Genomic DNA, 17,615 nt, shown 5'->3' with positions numbered 1-17,615 from the left:
GGATGCCATTATTGTCAGACCGGAATTGGGAGGAGGAGAGACCGGTCTTAGTATCGCAAAGCATGGGAGGAGGAGTGCTTTGCGACAAACCGGGCCTGATGGGAGGAGGATTCAGGCCCAGCAAAATGAATTCTGTTTAGCGAGCCTTGGACTGACGCGCTACATAAGGAATGTCTGCGCGGGAAATGCCAAGGTCGTTGAGTTCGCGAGTCGAAAGCTGGTTGAGCTCATTGACAGTATCGCGGTAACGGCGCCAGTTGTTGTAAGAGCGTACGAGGTTCATGGTATTATTCCTTCATCGTTGAGGAACTGTGGTTCAATTCATCTTTTCTGTGTTCATGATATAACGCATTGTTTTCGTTAGTTGCAGGCCCGAGTTTGCATAGCTGCCTTGCGGGTTCTGCAACACACGCTAAATCGATTAGACTGGTCGGGCACAAATTTGCCTCAAACTGATTTGCGTTGCCTCTTTGCCAGCTGGCGAGTTTCCTATATGTTCCCAATCACTTGAATTAAATTTAGCATCAACAGATAGATCGTTCAGGAGTTGTTTTGTCGTTTTCAGTTTCCGTAGAGCGCCTGATCGAGCGTTGGCAGGATGACGGCCTTATCGACGCCGAAACCGCCTCGCGTCTCAATGTTGATCTTAAAAAACGGGGGCCACGCTTCAGTCTTGGCTCGGTTCTGGCCACACTTGGGGGGCTGCTGCTCGGTGCCGCTGTCATCATGCTGATTGCCGCCAACTGGCAGGACATGCCGCGCATCATGCGGATCGGTCTTGTCTTCGCGCTTATCTGGGCCTGTTATCTCGGTGGAGCATGGCGGCAATTGCGTGGCGACAAAGTGCTCCCGCAGGCCCTTTATATCGTTGGCGCTGCATCATTTGGTGCAGGTATCGCGCTTGTCGGTCAGATGTATCATCTGTCGGGCGATGTGCATTTGGCAGCACTTGTCTGGACCGGTGGCGTCTTAGCCGCTGCCTTGCTGTTGCGCTCGTCCGTTCTGACAGCGTTTGGTGCGGGCGTGGCCTGCTTCTATCTCTCCACCTATGTATATGACAATAATTATGGTGATCTCAGTTACCGCCTGATCGGACCGGTGCTCGTGCTGATTGGCGCTGCTGTGGCGCGCTATACCCGATCCCGTCATGCGGCGCATTTGTGGTGCCTGTTTGTACTTGGCTGGGCGTTACTTCTTTATGTCGAGAATGAAAACCGTATGATTCTCGGCTTGATGCTTCTGTTCGGCATGGCATTCATGCTGGCCGATGCTTTCGCACATGATGCACTTCAGAAGCTGACGCGCTTTGCGCATCCTCTTGCGTCTTACGGTCTGCTGCTCGCATTGCTGGCGCTTGGCATCTTGCAGGTTGACAGAATGTTCTCTTATTCCACGCCCGAGGGCATAGCGCATGATGTTATTTACGGCATCTTCGTTCTCGCACTTTCTATTGGAGCGCTTGCAATATGCGGGCGCGACAATGGCAGTTTGCGTTCTATTGCTTATGCGGCCTTCTCGTTTGAAGTGCTGTATCTGGCCTTTGCGACGGTTGGTTCGATGATCGGCACGTCAGGATTTTTCCTTACAGCCGGTATTCTGGTGCTTCTACTTGCTGCTTTTGTGCGCCGTATGGAAAACAGGTTCGGACGAAAGCGCGGGTCGGAGGTGCAGCAATGAGTGTTATGAAAAGCAAATGGCTTTATGCAGGTGCGGTTGCGGCCGCATTGCTTCAAACAGGCATTTTATATTCGAGTATTGAAAAGCGCGCCTCTGTGCTGCGGTCTGGCCATGAAGTGGTGTTGCAAACCCAGCCAGTCGACCCTCGCGATTTGATGCGTGGCGATTATGTCATCCTCGGCTATGATATTTCGACGATTGCGCTGACGCGTATTCAAGGAAAGCCTCCCCGCGATGCTCGCGATGTCTATGTGGCGCTGAAACCGGATGCTAACGGCATATGGCATTTTTCACGCGCGGCTTTCGTGCCTTTCACGGACCTCGCTTCTGATGAAGTGCAGCTTCATGGGGAATCAAATTATGTGATCCCTGATTATTCCGATGCCACCATCAACCTGCGTTACGGCATAGAACGCTATTATGTGCCCGAAGGTGAGGGGCGTGAGATCGAAGACAGCCAGCGAGATTTAAGCATTACAGCGGTGGTTGCCATCGACGATAACGGCACAGCGGTCATGAAGGCTTTGCGTGATAATGGTGTGCCGCTTTACGAAGAGCCGCTTTATTAATATCGCTGCTTTCGAAAAGGGGCTTGGCTCTTGCGACAGGATCGCTATATAGGGGCAGAAAGCACGAAAGCGCTTCGGCTTGAAAGAGCTGGCAAATCAATGCCGGTAAAAAGGCTTTTTTCCTTTGAACCGGGAAAATTGAATGATATAGAGACGCGCGCTTTCGAGGGCAGTTCAATATCTGAGACGAATTCAGTGCGTTCGGTTGAATGCACTTCGGCTTAGAAGCGGATATGGCGAAATTGGTAGACGCACCAGATTTAGGTTCTGGCGGGAGACCGTGGGGGTTCGAGTCCCTCTATCCGCACCAACTGCTGCAAGGCAACAGAATTTCTCTCCCGCGACAAGGCACATAGGCCGGCAACGGCGGGACAATGACAAGAAGTGAAGGTTTGAACATGCAGGTTACCGAAACGCTCAATGAAGGGCTGAAGCGCGAGATTAAAGTCGTGGTTCCGGCCGGAGATCTCGAAGCCAAGCTCTCTGAGCGGCTCGAAACTGCGCGTGGTCGCGCCAAGATCAACGGTTTCCGTCCAGGCAAGGTGCCAACGGCACACCTGCGCAAGACCTACGGCAAGTCCTTCATGGCCGAGATCGTGAACGAAATCCTCAACGATTCGTCGCGTTCGATTCTTGCGGACCGCAACGAAAAGTCGGCAACGCAGCCCGTCGTTTCGATGTCGGAAGACGAGAAGGAAGCTGAAAAGGTTCTCGACGGCAAGGCCGATTTCGTTTTCTCGCTGACCTACGAAGTTCTGCCAACGATCGAAGTCAAGGACTTCACGAAGATCGCTGTCACCCGTGAAGTCGTCGATATTTCGGAAGAAGAAGTTGACGAACAGGTCAAGCGCGTTGCTGCTTCGACCCGTACCTTTGAAGCAAAGAAGGGTAAGGCCGAAAACGAAGATCGCGTAACGATCGACTATCTCGGCAAGCTCGACGGTAAACCATTTGAAGGCGGCGCAGACACCGATGCGCAGCTCGTTCTTGGTTCGGGACAGTTCATTCCTGGTTTTGAAGAGCAGCTTATTGGCCTCAAGGCTGGCGACGAGAAGGTTATCAACGTAACTTTCCCTGCTGAATACGGTGCGGCGCACCTCGCAGGTAAGGAAGCAACCTTCGACATCACCGTAAAAGGCGTTGAAAAGGCTGGCGAACTCGTTCTCGACGATGAAACCGCTAAGAAGCTCGGTATTGAGTCGCTTGAGCGTCTGCGTCAGGTTGTTCGCGAACAGATCGAAAGCCAGTACGGCCAGATTACCCGTCAGAAGGTAAAGCGTCAGATTCTTGACGCGCTTGATGGCGATTATCAGTTTGAAACCCCGGAAAAGCTTGTTGAAGCCGAATTCAACAACATCTGGCAGCAGATCAACTTCGACCTGCAGCAGGCTGGCCGCACCTTCGAAGACGAAGAAACCACGGAAGAAGCTGCTCGCGAAGAGTATCGCAAGCTTGCTGAACGTCGCGTTCGTCTCGGTCTGGTTCTCTCCGAAATCGGCGAAAAGGCTGGCGTAGAAGTTTCTGAAGAAGAACTGCAGCGCGCTGTCTTTGATCAGGTACGCCGCTACCCAGGTCAGGAAAAGGAAATCTACGAATTCCTGCGCAAGACGCCGGATGCCGTTGCGAACCTCCGCGCGCCAATCTTCGAAGAAAAGGTCGTTGACCATCTGCTCGCAAACATCAACGTGACCGACAAGAAGGTCTCGAAGGAAGAGCTGACCGCAGAAGACGAAGATGCAGCCTCGGAAGCAAAGCCAGCCAAGAAGGCTGCGCCTAAGAAGAAGGTCGCTCCTAAGAAGAAGGCAGAAGAAAAGTCCGACGAGGCTTAATTCTTTTCACGCCCACTTTATCAGAAGGCCGCGCATTGCGCGGCCTTTTTCGTTTCAACTCCTGCAATTGATTGGCCGAAAAGCTTGCATCGTTGAGGGCTTTGTTCTAGCCAGTATGCAATCCGTTTTTAGCTCAATCCGAATATTTGCGAGCCAGCATGTCCCTTATCGATACGCGTATACCTGAACCAAAACGTTTCATTTCTGGTGCAACTGGCGACTGGGAAGTGGTCATCGGCATGGAAGTCCATGCGCAGGTTACGTCCGAGTCGAAGCTGTTCTCCGGTGCCTCCACATCCTTTGGTGCTGATCCGAATGCCAACGTATCTCTGGTTGATGCTGCCATGCCAGGCATGTTGCCGGTGATTAATCTTGAATGCGTCAAACAGGCTGTCCGTACAGGCATTGGTCTGAATGCGCAGATCAATCTCAAGTCGGTTTTTGATCGCAAAAACTATTTCTATCCCGATCTGCCGCAAGGCTATCAGATTTCGCAGTTCAAGCAGCCGATTGTTGGCGAAGGCAAGATCATGATCTCCGTTGGTCCTGACAACAAGGGCCAGTTCGAAGATGTTGAGATCGGCATTGAGCGTCTGCATCTCGAACAGGATGCGGGCAAGTCGCTGCACGATCAGCATCCAACCATGTCCTATGTCGATCTGAACCGTTCCGGTGTGGCGCTGATGGAAATCGTTTCCAAGCCAGACCTGCGTTCGTCTGACGAAGCACGTGCTTATCTGACCAAGCTGCGCACGATTGTCCGTTATCTCGGTACCTGTGACGGCAATATGGACGAAGGCTCGATGCGCGCCGATGTGAACGTCTCCGTTCGTCGTCCGGGCGGTGAATTCGGCACGCGTTGCGAAATCAAGAACGTCAATTCGATCCGCTTTGTTGGTCAGGCGATTGAAGTTGAAGCACGTCGACAGATTGCTATTCTGGAAGACGGTGGTTCAATCGATCAGGAAACCCGCCTGTTTGATCCTGTAAAGGGCGAAACCCGTTCGATGCGCTCAAAAGAAGAAGCGCATGACTATCGCTATTTCCCGGACCCTGACCTTCTACCGCTCGAATTCGATCAGGCTTTCGTTGATGCGCTTGCCGCTGATTTGCCTGAGTTACCCGATGTCAAAAAAGACCGCTTGGTCGAAACGCTCGGCATTTCGGTTTATGACGCTTCGATTCTCGTCTCGGAAAAGGCAATTGCAGACTATTACGAAGCGGTGAGTGAGGGCCGTGACGGCAAGCTGGCTGCAAACTGGGTCATCAATGATCTTCTTGGCGCATTGAACAAGGCTGGCAAGGACATTGAAGAATCGCCTGTTTCGCCAGCGCAGTTGGGCGGCATCATCGATCTGATCAAGGACGGAACAATTTCCGGCAAGATCGCCAAGGAACTCTTTGAGATCGTCTGGAATGAAGGTGGCGACCCGAAGAGCCTCGTTGAAGAACGCGGTATGAAACAGGTCACGGATACCGGTGCGATTGAGAAAGCCGTTGACGATATTATCAGCGCCAACCCGGACAAGGTTGAACAGGCCAAGGCCAAGCCAAGCATGGCGGGTTGGTTCGTTGGTCAGGTGATGAAGGCAACAGGCGGCAAGGCCAACCCGCAGGCCGTCAATGATCTGGTTAAGTCCAAGCTTGGGATTGAAGAATAATGTGGGTTCGCAGCGCCAGTGAGGCCGATCTGAAGGCTGTGCACGAGTTGCTGGTTTCGACTTGGCATGCGACCTTCGATGACGTTCTTGGCCGGGAGACGGTCGACGCCGTTACCGGAAAATGGCACTCGGTTGCAGCACTCAAAGCCAATCTCAAGAAGCCATATTCGGAATTTATCGTTGCAGATAACGGCGAGGGCGGTATCGATGGAATGGCTTTTGCAAGCCAGACCGGAGAAGGCAAAGCCTCGCTGCACCAGCTTTATGTGCGCCCCGAAGCGCAGGTACAGGGCATCGGCACAATGCTTTTGGCAGAAGTCGAAATGGCTTTCCCGGGTGTGAACACGATGCGCCTTGAAGTGATTGAGCGCAATGAAAAGTCGGTTCGTTTCTATGAGCGCAAAGGCTATGCGCGGGTTGGGCGCAGTGAAGATTGGGGTGATCCCAATTGCAAGGAACCGGTGCTGATTATGGAAAAGTCTCTTGAAGGCTGGAGCATGTAGGAACGCGTTGCTGCCGCTTCATACTCTTGTGACAGCGGCAACTTGCCCCTTGCGTTGCGCGTTTGATAGGGCCATAAGCGTTGAAAACCCGGCAGTTTTACTGCCTGTGGCAATAACGGATCTGGATAGGTCATGAAGAAATTTCTTACGCAAGTCTTCACATGGTGGAATGGCCAGACACTTGGCACCCGCTTTCATACCTGGCGCAAAGGCGAACGGGTTGGTGAAGACGAGTTCGGCAATATTTACTATCAGGGTGGTAAAGACTCTGAAGGTCGTACACGCCGCTGGGTCATTTTCAATGGCTATGCGGAAGCAAGCGCTATTCCTCCGGGCTGGCATGGCTGGATGCATCACCGTGTTGATACACCGCCAAGCAAGGAAGATTACAAGCCGCGCGACTGGCAGAAGCCACATTTGCAGAACCTGACAGGTTCACCGCTGGCTTATCGTCCAAAAGGTGCTATCGCGATTCCGGGAACGCAGCCTGCGGAACGCCCGCGCGTGACCGGCGAATACGATGCCTGGACACCGGGCAGCTAAGTTTTATGAAAAGATCGGCGTGTGGTTTACCGCCGGTCTTTTTCTTTAGCGTCACACTGCAAAAGCCCTGAGGATAGATGCTTGCGAAGCATTGTTGCTTGCAGCTGGGCTACGAATCGTCACAATTGACGATTAGAAACGATTGCGGCTCTATATTTAACCAGATTGTACGGATATCCGTTTTGACGAAGCATTCTCCCGGCACGGCTGTTAACGGAAAGAACTGGATAATGAGTGCTGTGAAACTCGCTTTGCTCACAGCTCTCGCTGGTACATTGAGCTTTAATACAGCCTATGCAGAGCGCATTTCCAATCCTGTTGCCGAATTTTCGGGGTTGGACAAGATCACTGGGCGCATCACAACCTTTGATGTTTATATCAATGAGACAGTGCAATTTGGTGCGCTGCAGGTAACGCCCAAGGTTTGCTATTCTCGCACTGAGAATGAGGCACCGCGCACAGATGCCTTTGTCGAAGTTGATGAAATCACACTTGACCGAAAAATCCGCCGGATTTTTACAGGCTGGATGTTTGCGGATAGTCCTGGCTTGAACGCTGTTGAACACCCGATTTATGACGTATGGCTGAAGAACTGCAAGCAGTCTTCTGACGTCCCGCCGCCTGATCAGCGCAAATAATCTTGAGATTCAGAATAAAGCTGTGCCCTGAAGCGCGTCTTCGAGCAGCTTTTCATATTTCTTGCGCCGGACTTCGATCGCACCGAAGCGCTCAAGATGCGCGGTCGTGAACTGGGTATCGAGCAGCACAAAGCCCTGCCGCTTCAGATGTTCCACCAGAAAAGCGAGGCAGACCTTTGATGCGTCACGCTTGCGCGTAAACATGCTCTCGCCAAAGAAAGCGCGTCCCAGCGTAACGCCATAAAGTCCACCCACGAGCTTACCCTCATGCCACGCTTCAACGGTGTGGCAATGACCGGCATCAAAAAGCTGACCATAAGCTTCGCGAATTGGCCCGTTAATCCATGTGCGTGCTCGTTCGCCGGTGCCGCTTGCGCAGCCGTCGATAACTCCCTCGAAATCGCTGTCGAGACAGATTTCAAAAACTGCTTGCCGGATGGTTTTTTGCAGGCTTTTCGGAACGTGAAAGCCATCAAACGGGATGATGCCGCGCTTTTCAGGACGAACCCAGAAAATCTCCGGGTCATCCGCTTCTTCTGCCATCGGAAAAACTCCGGTGGCGTAGGCCCGCAGGAGCAACTCCGGGTCGATTGAATAGTCGTCCGGGGAAGCTCCTGCGGTCACTTTACTTATGCACCTGGTGTTTCAGACTGCTTAGCCAGATATTTTTCCAGCCAATGAATGTCGTAGTCGCCATTGGCGATGTCCTGATTGGAAATCAGGTCCTGGAACAGGGGCAGGGTCGTCTTGACACCATCGACCACGAACTCATCAAGTGCGCGACGCAGACGCATCATGCATTCAACGCGGTTGCGGCCATGAACGATGAGCTTGCCGATGAGGCTGTCATAGTAAGGCGGGATGCGGTAGCCGGAATAGACGCCCGAATCCACACGAATGCCAAGGCCACCCGGCGTATGGTAATGCGTGATCAGACCCGGTGAAGGCGTAAAGTTACGCGGATCTTCCGCATTGATACGGCATTCAATGGCATGACCGGAGAAGCGGACTTCATCCTGCTTGACCGAAAGACCGAGACCTGCTGCCACACGGATCTGCTCGTGTACGAGATCAATGCCGGTGATCGCTTCGGTAACCGGATGCTCCACCTGCAAACGGGTGTTCATTTCGATGAAATAGAACTCGCCGTTTTCATATAGGAACTCAATCGTGCCAGCACCGCGATAGCCCATGTCGGCAACAGCATTGGCGCAGACCATGCCGATCTTGTCACGTGCTTCAGCGTTCAACGCTGGGGAATTGGCTTCTTCCCAAACCTTCTGGTGGCGGCGCTGCAACGAGCAGTCGCGTTCGCCCAGATGGATTGCATTGCCTGCACCATCGCCCATCACCTGAACTTCGATGTGACGCGGCTTTTCGAGGTATTTCTCGATATAGACTGCATCGTCACCAAATGCCGCACCCGCTTCGGTGCGAGCGGTTGAGAGAGCGACTGAGAGGTCTTCCTCGGTGCGTGCAACCTTCATGCCGCGACCACCACCGCCGGCGGATGCCTTGATGATGACCGGATAGCCGATTTCTTTTGCGATGCGCTTGGCTTCGTTTTCGTCGGTTACGCCGCCATCTGAACCCGGAACGACTGGAATGCCAAGGCGCTTAGCCGTGCGCTTGGCTTCAATCTTGTCGCCCATGATACGGATATGCGAAGAGGTTGGTCCGATGAAGGTAATGCCGTGTGCTTCAAGAATTTCAGCAAACTTAGCATTTTCCGACAGGAAGCCGTAGCCCGGATGGATTGCATCCGCGCCTGTGATTTCGCAAGCGGCAACGATTTGATGAATATTCAGATAGCTGTCGCGTGATGGAGGCGGTCCAATGCACACACTTTCGTCCGCAAGGCGAACATGCATCGCATCGGCGTCTGCCGTGGAATGAACTGCGACCGTCTTGATGCCCAGTTCTTTACAAGCCCTGAGCACGCGAAGAGCGATTTCGCCACGATTGGCTATGAGTATCTTTTGAAACATTGCGCTTTGCTGCCCGTTCATTGAATAAGCCGAAATTCTTCTGACCAGATCGTCGTCTTATTCGATGACGACCAGCGGCTCGCCGAATTCGACGGGCTGTGCATCTTCGATCAGAATAGCCTTGACTGTACCGGCGCGCGGAGCGGCGATCTGGTTCATGGTCTTCATGGCTTCGATGATCAGAAGGGTCTGGCCTTCCTTAACCTGTGTGCCAACTTCGATGAAGTTGCGTGCGCCGGGAGCAGGCGCCAGATAGGCGGTGCCGACCATTGGTGAAGGAACAGCGTTCTTGCTGAGTTCTGCCTTGGTTGGCTCTGCGGCAACAACAGCAGCGACAGGCGCTGGGGCCGCGGCGGGTGCTGCCTGCATCACGGTGGCAGCCGCCTGAACCGTTACCTTGCGCGAAACGCGAATACGCAGATCGCCATGCTCGACTTCAATGTCGGTCAGGTCGGTTTCATTGAGAATGTCCGCGAGATCGCGGATTGTTTCTTTGTCGATGACGGATGATTTGCTGGACATATCAGGCCCCTTTACGCTTGCCCGTTGTTTTCTTCTTCTTTGGCAATTGCCGCGAGTGCGCGCAGGCCGAGCAGGTATCCCTCCGCGCCAAAGCCGCAGATAACGCCTTTGGCGACTGCGGAGACATAGGAGTGATGCCGGAAAGCTTCACGCGCATGAATATTAGAAAGATGCACTTCCACAGCCGTAACCTTGGCCGAGCGGATGGCATCGTGAATAGCAACCGAAGTATGACTGTATGCAGCCGGATTGATCAGGACATAGGCGTTTTTCTCGCCTGCTTCCTGGATCCAGCTCACCAGCTCACCTTCATAATTGGTCTGGCGAAAATCGATAGCAAGGCCCCATTGTTCAGATTCGCGTTTGCAGCTCGCTTCGATATCATCGAGCGTTGCCACACCGTAGATGCCCGGCTCGCGCTTCCCCAGAAGGTTGAGATTGGGACCATTCAGAACAAAAACCGTTTTTACCATGTTCATCCGTTGTGGATTACGGGCCTATTACGAAATTTCGACTACACTTCGCATTTCATATAGAGGGCTTAGACGCAAGCTGAAACCCTCTAAATCAATGCTAATGTTTCACCACCGCGTTTTTCCCGCTATTCTTTGTGGAATGAACGCAATATGTGGCAAAAATAGTCATTTATACGCTCTGATTAAGTGATTGCGCGTCCTCGAAAATCAAGAAGACACGATCTCAATCAGGCTAGCTTTTGTTTGCCGAGCGTGCGGCTGCGATTCTTTCGATCAAACCTTCGGCACCAATTGCACCCGGAACAAGTTCGTTTCCGATGATGTAAGACGGCGTTCCGGTGATGTTGAGCTTTTGGGCAAGCTGATAGGTTGCCTGGAAAGCCTTGGTGATGGCTGGATCTTTCATCTTTTCACGAAGCTGTGTTTCATCCGCTCCGAGCTTGACCGCGTCAGCTATCGCAGACACTTCCGTTGCGCGTTCCTGTGCACCGAGAAGAAGCTCATGATATTCGACGTATTTTTCGGGCATCAAAGCTCTGAAAGCTTGTGCCACGACATGTGCACGCATGGAATCCGGGCCGAGAATTGGGAATTCCTTCATCACGAAGCGCACATTCGGATCGTTTTTGAGAATGGCTTCCATGTCGGGCAGGGCACGTTTGCAGTAGCCGCAGTTATAATCGAAAAACTCATAAACAGTGACATCACCGTTTGGATTGCCAAACACAGCATCATGCGCTGGATTGAAGAGCTGGTCTTTGCTGGAAGCCAGGATTTGCTTGACCTGTTCCTGCGCTGCCTCTGCCTGCTTGGTTTCAAGCGCGGTCTGCACTTCGACCATGATTTCAGGGTTCTGCAACAGATAGTTGCGAATAATGTTCTCAATGCCCTGTTGGGTCATTGCGGGGTTAGCCGTCGCGACGACAGGGGCTACCGGCGCGGCCTGATTGGCTGTACTGCCTGCATAAAAACCCAGAGCAAGGGCTGCGGCGCCAACAACGCCACCAGCGATCGAGCCCAAAATCACATTCTTCATAACTTTCACTTTCTTACGTGCTGAAAAGCTGTGCAGGACATCGATGCCAAGCCTAGCTGATATAGCGACTGTGCTGATTATTTTTTAGCCTTTGCGTTGATAATATCCTGCGCACGCAACCAGTCGGGTGTTCCCCGTTTAAGCTGTTTTTGCGCACGGATCGCAAATATCTGCGCCTGTTGTAGGTTCCCGGAATAATAGTTCATGTCCGCGGTCGCAAGGTCTGCGCGTGCCATGTCCCCTGACTGGCCGTAGGCTTGCGCCAGAAACCCATATCCGCCGGGGAATTCCGGGTCCGCAGCGATGCCGGCTTTCAATTCTCTGATGGCCGCAGGCATATTGGCTTTGTTACCCGTGAGCATCAAGGCACGACCATAGCTCATGCGAAGCAATGGCGATTTGCGTGTATCGAGCGAGACTGCGCGCTGGAAAGCCTTGGCAGCAGCTTCTGGATTGTTCGCCTTGATCAGAACTTCTCCCATCATTTCCTGAAAATACGGGTTCTTCGGTTGTTCTTTAATCAGCGCTTCGAATTTTGGTATTGCGGAGCGTGCGGAACCGTTCAGATAAGTTGTAATCGCGTTGCCATACCGGGCGGGTAAGCCGCCGGGATTGGCGCGGAACATGCGCTGCAATGCGCCCATATTATTGGAATAGGCTGCGATCTTGGCGCGCGCCATGTCATGTCGGAGCTGGAGAGCGGGTGAATCGACCTTGTTGAAATTCGGGCTATTCTTCGCAAGCTCCTCAAGATTGGCAATGCGTTCGCGCGGCAGCGGGTGGCTGATGCGATACTGGTCGATCTGCGTGCCGGAAAGCGAAAGCGCAGATGCAAAACGCTGGAACGTATCCAGCATACCCTTCGTGGATTGGCCTGTTGCATTGAGATAATTCACAGCCAGCCGATCTGCGGTGATTTCTTCGGTGCGCTGATAGCTGAGCAGGCTACGCATTGCCATTTCAGAACTGCCCATAGCAATGCCGCCACCAGCACCGGCAGCAGCACTGCTACCGGTTGCTGCACCTGCAACACCGGCCCCAACACCCAAAAGCATACCGATAACGGCCATGGTGCGTGCGCGGCTTAATTGTTCACGCAGCCGGTCCTGATGACCACCTGCAATGTGGCCCGCTTCATGCGCAATCACGCCGATGATTTCATTGGGCGTTTCCGCCTGCATGATTGCACCGGTATTGATAAAAATACGGCGACCATCAACGAAGGCGTTGAAACTCTGCGAATTGACCAGGATGACGCGGACACCGCGTCCGCCAAGTTTTGCTGCTTTGAGAATGGGGGCGGCGTAATCTGCAACCAGCGCTTCAATTTCAGCATCGCGAACAATCGGAACTCCGCCGCCGCGCGATTGCGCCTCTGCAGGCAATATGCCTGTCACAGCCACAGCGAGGGCTGCAAATGCGGCCACTGAGCGGCGCATCATAGTTTGAAAGGAAATCGCTTTGGCTGAGAAAGTTGCAGTCATACTTTCCATATTGCCCCTCATTCTCCTCAAATCTGGCTTATAATTAATAGGGTTTTGGTGCGAATCTTAGCACTTCCATATGTCTCTAAGTATCTTAAATCAAACTTCATCGCTGTTTTTACTATAGCGCTGTTGCTTTACCAATCCGGCGATTATAGGGCGGGGGAGTTGAATTGCATTCACCGCTTTTCTGGAGGCCAAGTTGAATATTCTTTCCAACCGTAGCGCAGTCGAACCGTTTCACGCCATGGATGTTCTGGCGGAAGCCAATCGTCGTCGTGCTGCGGGCCATCCGATGATTTCGATGGCAGTCGGGCAACCGGCAGACCCGGCACCGCAAGCCGTCCGGCTGGCTGCGGAGCGTGCACTGAAAGATGGCCGCATCGGTTATACGGATGCGCTTGGCCTGATTGAACTGCGCGAAGCGATTGCCGGGCATTATGCGCACAACTATGGTGTGTCGGTTTCTCCGGAACGCATTGCGATTACCACAGGGTCGTCAGCAGCCTTTAATCTAGCATTTCTCGTCTATTTCGACCCCGGTGATCGCGTTGCGATCACGCGTCCGGGCTATCCAGCTTATCGCAATATCCTGAAGGCTCTTGGTCTTGAAGTGGTGGAAATTGCCAATGAGGGCGGAGCATCCGGCGCGTTGACGGCAAAGGCGCTTGCCGCAGCCCACGCAGAAAAGCCGTTGAAAGGGGTGCTTTTTGCCAGCCCTGCCAACCCAACGGGCGCGGTGATTGACAAGCCCGAACTCAAAGCAATCATTGAGACCGCGCAGGATCTCGGCATCCGCGTTATTTCTGATGAAATCTATCACCGCCTTTCCTATGAGAAGGAAGATGTGACGGCATTGCAGATGTCAGACGATGTAACGATCATCAATTCGTTCTCCAAATATTATTGCATGACCGGCTGGCGCATCGGCTGGATGGTTCTGCCTGATGCCGATGTACGCGCTATCGAATGTCTGGGGCAGAGCCTTTATATTTCCGCACCGGAGCTTTCGCAGCGCGCAGCAATTGAAGCGTTTAACGCGACCGCTGAGCTTGAACGAGTCAAAGACCGCTATCGTCAGAACCGGAAAATCCTGCTTGAGCACTTGCCGCGCATGGGGCTCAATCTCGCGGCACCGATGGATGGCGCATTCTACGCCTATTGTGATGTGTCGCGCTTTACCAATGACAGTATGCAATTTGCGCGTCGCATGATCGCTGAAACCAACATAGCCGCAACACCCGGACGTGATTTTGATCCGATCGATGGGCACCGGACGATGCGTTTTTCTTATGCAGGCAGCCTTGGAGAAATAGAGGAAGCGGTTCGTCGCCTCGAAGAATGGCTTCCGCAGCAGAAAGTCTGATCGCTACTAAATCGATATTGTAAAACAAAAACCGGCGTCTCCGCCGGTTTTCTTATATTCTACATCAGAATTTTGGCAGGGCTTAGAAAAAGCCCTTTTTCTGCCACCAGCCACCGCGCTTCGGCTTCTGTTCTTCAGCGTCGCTTGATGTAACAACGGGCTCTGAAACCTTCTGCGGTTCTGCAATGGTCGCCACTTCTGCCTCGGCAACAGTTTCCTTGACCGCAGTCTCTTCAACCTCCGGCTTTGCTGCCGCCTTGCGTGGACGACGCTTTGGTTTTTCCGTTTCAACGGCTTCCGCAGGCGCAGGCGCTTCTGCCGGAGTTTCCTCCTCAACAGCCTTCTTGCGCGAGCGTGTCTTGCGGGCAGGCTTGGTTGCTTCATCTGCAACACCATCGTCAGAAGCAACTTCTTCAGACTTCGCAGTCTTGCGACTACGCGGCTTGCGGGCTGGCTTTGCGGGTTTTTCCGTATCTTCAACGCTGGCCGCTTCGGGCGCTTCTACCACATCAACCGTAACGGCTTCTGCAGCAACAGCTTCGCTGGCAACGATGTTCGCCGGTTCTTCTTCAACCTTAGCCGGGATAACCGGTGTGTAGCCGACAAATTCCGGATCAGGTATTTTTTTGACCTGAATATCGTCTTCACGACGGTTCTTGCGTCCACCACGGCGGCCACGACGACGCTTCTTGCGACGATCTTCTTCGCTCTGTGAAGCGCTTTGCTGAGTGCCCGTGTTCTCTTCATCATCTTCGTCAGATGCGTCAGAGTCCGTTTCAGCCTGTCCGTTCTGCTCACCATTTTCGCGATCACGACCACCGCGACGGCGGCGGCGACGGCGACGTTTGCGATCACCTTCTTCGCTGTTTTCTTCGCGCGGCTGCGCTTCGGTCTTGATTTCTTCTTCGCCGTCATCCTCATCAAGCGGGATGTCGGGGTCGTTGAGATCATCTTCGTAGACAATTGGCTGCGCAGGCTGGATTGTCACTGGACGCGTCGACGGCGCACCTTTGTCGATGACAAAATGCTGATGACCAACGCTGTCGTCTGCATCAATGCTGATTTCGGCACCGAAGCGGCCTTCAAGTTCAGCCAACAATTCGCGCTTATGGTTCAGCACATAAAGTGCTGATGCAACCGGGGTGCGGACAGTGATGTCATAGCCCGAGTGACGCAGAAGATAGTCCTCAATGCCACGAATAATATGTAGCGCCATCGACGAGTCGGAGCGAACATGTCCCGTGCCACCACAATGCTGGCAAACCTGCATCGTGCTTTCGAGAACCGATGCGCGGATGCGCTGGCGCGACATTTCCAGAAGGCCGAAATGTGAAATGCGACCGACCTGAATGCGCGCGCGGTCGTCTTTCAGGCAGTCCTTCATCTTCTTTTCGACAGCACGGTTATTGCGCTTTTCTTCCATGTCGATGAAGTCAACAACGATCAGACCGGCAAGGTCGCGCAGACGCAGCTGGCGCGCAACTTCTTCGGCTGCTTCCAGATTTGTCTGGAGGGCAGTGTCTTCAATCGAATGTTCGCGGGTCGAGCGCCCCGAGTTTACGTCGATCGCAACAAGCGCTTCGGTCTGATTGATGATGAGGTAGCCGCCTGATTTCAGCGTCACTTGTGGCAGAAGCATCCGATCAAGTTGTGCTTCCAGACCATAACGTGTGAAAACAGGAACCTGTTCGCGATAAGGTTGAACAACTTTTGCGTGGCTTGGCATAAGCATCCGCATGAAGTCTTTCGCTTCACGATAGCCGGTTTCACCTGCAACGAGGATCTCTGTGATGTCTTTGTTATAAAGGTCACGGATCGAGCGCTTGATCAGACTGCCTTCTTCATAGACGAGGGAAGGTGCCGTCGATTGGAGGGTGAGCGTGCGGACATTTTCCCACATGCGCATCAGATATTCATAGTCGCGCTTCACTTCCGCCTTGGTGCGGTTTGCACCTGCGGTACGCAAAATCACACCCATGCCCTGCGGCACTTCGAGGTCTTTGACGATTTCCTTAAGGCGCTTGCGGTCCTGCGGATTGGTGATCTTGCGCGAAATACCGCCGCCACGCGCGGTGTTCGGCATCAGAACCGAATAACGACCGGCCAGTGAAAGATAAGTCGTGAGAGCTGCGCCTTTATTGCCGCGCTCTTCTTTGACCACCTGAACCAGAATGATCTGGCGACGCTTGATCACTTCCTGAATGTTATATTGACGGCGATTGGTGCGACCATGCGATGGAAGTTCTTCCATTGCATCTTCGGACCCAACCGATTCAACCATGTCTTCTTCATTTTCGACATCGTTGTCGTCATCATCGTCGGCATCAATGGCTTCGGAAATGACATTGCCGTTCTGCTTCATCAGGGCGATGGCAGGTGTTCCGGGAACATAATTTGCAAAGGCCGGCCCGACGGGCTCTGCCGCAGGCAGACCGTTATTGGCGTTGCTGGAATACGAATCACCATTCTGATCATCGCGACGTCCGCGACGGCGATGACGACGCGAGCGATCATTGGCTTTCGCCTTTGGCTCGTCTTCGTCTTCTTCTGCACGCGCGGCTTTTGCTTCCGCTTCCAGCAGTGCCAGACGATCAGCAACCGGAATCTGATAATAATCAGGATGGATTTCAGAAAATGCCAGGAAGCCATGGCGATTGCCGCCATATTCCACGAATGCAGCCTGAAGCGAGGGTTCGACGCGGGTAACGCGCGCGAGATAAATATTCCCTTTTAACTGCTTCTTATGCTCCGACTCAAAGTCGAATTCTTCAATTTTGTTGCCACGCGTTACGATAACGCGCGTCTCCTCCGGGTGGGAGGCATCTATAAGCATTTTGTTGGACATTAGTGTCTTTCCTGCCGGCGCGAAGACGCAAGCCGCGTGCGCCGGACGAAACCCTGAAGGCTGTCGTCCTGGCTGGGCTGTATCTGCCGGATGATATTGGGTTCGTCGGAATAAAAGCTGCTGTTGCTGCGCGCGATGGCCTCGTGGCGATCACGGTCTTCAGGCTTGCAATGGTCAGTCTTGCTTGACCCATAGCTGTTCCGAACGAAACGACCTCATATATGACCCGAAAAAGCCGGGCCGACCTCTTTGCTCTTCTGGAGCACTGGCGACAGCGCGTACCCATGCGCAGTCGGCCGATTAAAAAACGGAGATGGCAGGGGAGCCGTATTCCGTTGAATTCTGTGCGGGTTAATGGGTGGCGAACTTATTACACCACTGTTTTCGCTGACTTTCCTCGCGCTCCGTTTTGAAAACCGGCAAACGAATCTGGCAGCGATGCCATAACCTAGCTTTAGCTTTTATGGCCTCGTTTGAA

At 53.2% G+C, this 17,615-nt stretch carries 17 protein-coding genes and 1 tRNA gene; 10 read left to right on the top strand and 8 right to left on the bottom strand.

The genetic code is table 11. The features are described 5' to 3' along the window. Positions 1–136 precede the first annotated feature (136 nt). Positions 137–283, bottom strand: coding sequence for a DUF1127 domain-containing protein (locus ABE530_RS07815; RefSeq protein ID WP_265983650.1), 147 nt, complete (start codon positions 281–283; stop codon positions 137–139). A 269-nt stretch (positions 284–552) separates the two neighbouring features. Here ABE530_RS07815 and ABE530_RS07810 point away from each other — a divergent pair, with 269 nt between their 5' ends. From ABE530_RS07810 to ABE530_RS07775, 8 genes are all read left to right on the top strand, one after another. Next, positions 553–1,677 (top strand): DUF2157 domain-containing protein, encoded by a 1,125-nt coding sequence (locus ABE530_RS07810; protein ID WP_499694165.1) that lies wholly within the window; start codon positions 553–555, stop codon positions 1,675–1,677. After that, the gene (locus ABE530_RS07805) at positions 1,674–2,246 is read left to right on the top strand and encodes a GDYXXLXY domain-containing protein (protein ID WP_499694164.1); all 573 of its coding nucleotides are present in this window, start codon (positions 1,674–1,676) and stop codon (positions 2,244–2,246) included. Before ABE530_RS07810 ends, ABE530_RS07805 begins: the two co-directional genes overlap by 4 nt. Before the next feature lie 227 nt (positions 2,247–2,473). Then, positions 2,474–2,556: transfer RNA gene (locus ABE530_RS07800), tRNA-Leu, on the top strand. Between the two features lie 88 nt (positions 2,557–2,644). Beyond that, a complete protein-coding gene (gene tig, locus ABE530_RS07795) occupies positions 2,645–4,075 on the top strand; it encodes a trigger factor (protein ID WP_499694239.1) in 1,431 nt (476 codons plus the stop codon). Between the two features lie 158 nt (positions 4,076–4,233). Beyond that, positions 4,234–5,736, top strand: coding sequence for an Asp-tRNA(Asn)/Glu-tRNA(Gln) amidotransferase subunit GatB (gene gatB, locus ABE530_RS07790; RefSeq protein ID WP_499694163.1), 1,503 nt, complete (start codon positions 4,234–4,236; stop codon positions 5,734–5,736). Continuing rightward, positions 5,736–6,239 (top strand): GNAT family N-acetyltransferase, encoded by a 504-nt coding sequence (locus ABE530_RS07785; RefSeq protein ID WP_265983733.1) that lies wholly within the window; start codon positions 5,736–5,738, stop codon positions 6,237–6,239. The genes gatB and ABE530_RS07785 overlap by 1 nt, the downstream gene beginning before the upstream one ends. A 132-nt stretch (positions 6,240–6,371) precedes the next feature. Continuing rightward, a complete protein-coding gene (locus ABE530_RS07780; RefSeq protein ID WP_265983735.1) occupies positions 6,372–6,782 on the top strand; it encodes an NADH:ubiquinone oxidoreductase subunit NDUFA12 in 411 nt (136 codons plus the stop codon). A 182-nt stretch (positions 6,783–6,964) separates the two neighbouring features. Then, positions 6,965–7,420 carry a DUF2155 domain-containing protein gene (locus ABE530_RS07775; protein ID WP_499694162.1) on the top strand — a complete coding sequence of 152 codons (456 nt, stop codon included), beginning with the start codon at positions 6,965–6,967 and terminating at the stop codon, positions 7,418–7,420. Positions 7,421–7,429: 9 nt separating this feature from the next. On the opposite strand, the gene aat is transcribed toward ABE530_RS07775, so the two are convergent. From aat to ABE530_RS07745, 6 genes are all read right to left on the bottom strand, one after another. Beyond that, the gene (gene aat, locus ABE530_RS07770; RefSeq protein ID WP_499694238.1) at positions 7,430–7,999 is read right to left on the bottom strand and encodes a leucyl/phenylalanyl-tRNA--protein transferase; all 570 of its coding nucleotides are present in this window, start codon (positions 7,997–7,999) and stop codon (positions 7,430–7,432) included. A gap of 50 nt (positions 8,000–8,049) precedes the next feature. Further along, entirely contained in the window at positions 8,050–9,408 is a 1,359-nt protein-coding gene (gene accC / locus ABE530_RS07765; protein ID WP_265983739.1) for an acetyl-CoA carboxylase biotin carboxylase subunit, read from the bottom strand. A gap of 57 nt (positions 9,409–9,465) precedes the next feature. After that, on the bottom strand, positions 9,466–9,930 hold the full coding sequence (accB, locus tag ABE530_RS07760; RefSeq protein ID WP_396996641.1) for an acetyl-CoA carboxylase biotin carboxyl carrier protein: 465 nt from the start codon (positions 9,928–9,930) through the stop codon (positions 9,466–9,468). Between the two features lie 11 nt (positions 9,931–9,941). After that, the gene (gene aroQ / locus ABE530_RS07755) at positions 9,942–10,403 is read right to left on the bottom strand and encodes a type II 3-dehydroquinate dehydratase (protein ID WP_265983741.1); all 462 of its coding nucleotides are present in this window, start codon (positions 10,401–10,403) and stop codon (positions 9,942–9,944) included. A gap of 235 nt (positions 10,404–10,638) precedes the next feature. After that, positions 10,639–11,442: a DsbA family protein gene (locus ABE530_RS07750; protein ID WP_499694161.1), complete on the bottom strand. Its 804-nt coding sequence runs from the start codon at positions 11,440–11,442 to the stop codon at positions 10,639–10,641. Positions 11,443–11,519: 77 nt separating this feature from the next. Continuing rightward, positions 11,520–12,935, bottom strand: a complete 1,416-nt coding sequence (locus ABE530_RS07745) for a M48 family metalloprotease (protein WP_499694160.1) — start codon at positions 12,933–12,935, stop codon at positions 11,520–11,522. Positions 12,936–13,128: 193 nt separating this feature from the next. Between ABE530_RS07745 and ABE530_RS07740 the strand changes: the two genes are divergently transcribed. After that, on the top strand, positions 13,129–14,292 hold the full coding sequence (locus tag ABE530_RS07740) for a pyridoxal phosphate-dependent aminotransferase (protein ID WP_499694159.1): 1,164 nt from the start codon (positions 13,129–13,131) through the stop codon (positions 14,290–14,292). Positions 14,293–14,374: 82 nt separating this feature from the next. On the opposite strand, the gene ABE530_RS07735 is transcribed toward ABE530_RS07740, so the two are convergent. Then, a complete protein-coding gene (locus ABE530_RS07735) occupies positions 14,375–17,137 on the bottom strand; it encodes an Rne/Rng family ribonuclease (protein WP_499694158.1) in 2,763 nt (920 codons plus the stop codon). 2 nt (positions 17,138–17,139) lie between these two features. Here ABE530_RS07735 and ABE530_RS07730 point away from each other — a divergent pair, with 2 nt between their 5' ends. Then, entirely contained in the window at positions 17,140–17,325 is a 186-nt protein-coding gene (locus tag ABE530_RS07730) for a hypothetical protein (RefSeq protein WP_265983748.1), read from the top strand. Positions 17,326–17,615 lie beyond the last annotated feature (290 nt).

The organism is Brucella sp. TWI559 (assembly GCF_039674265.1).
In the GTDB taxonomy this organism is placed as follows: Bacteria; Pseudomonadota; Alphaproteobacteria; order Rhizobiales; family Rhizobiaceae; genus Brucella; species Brucella chromiisoli.
Note: the sequence above shows the minus strand (reverse complement) of the source record. Positions and strands in the feature narration are given on the sequence as shown.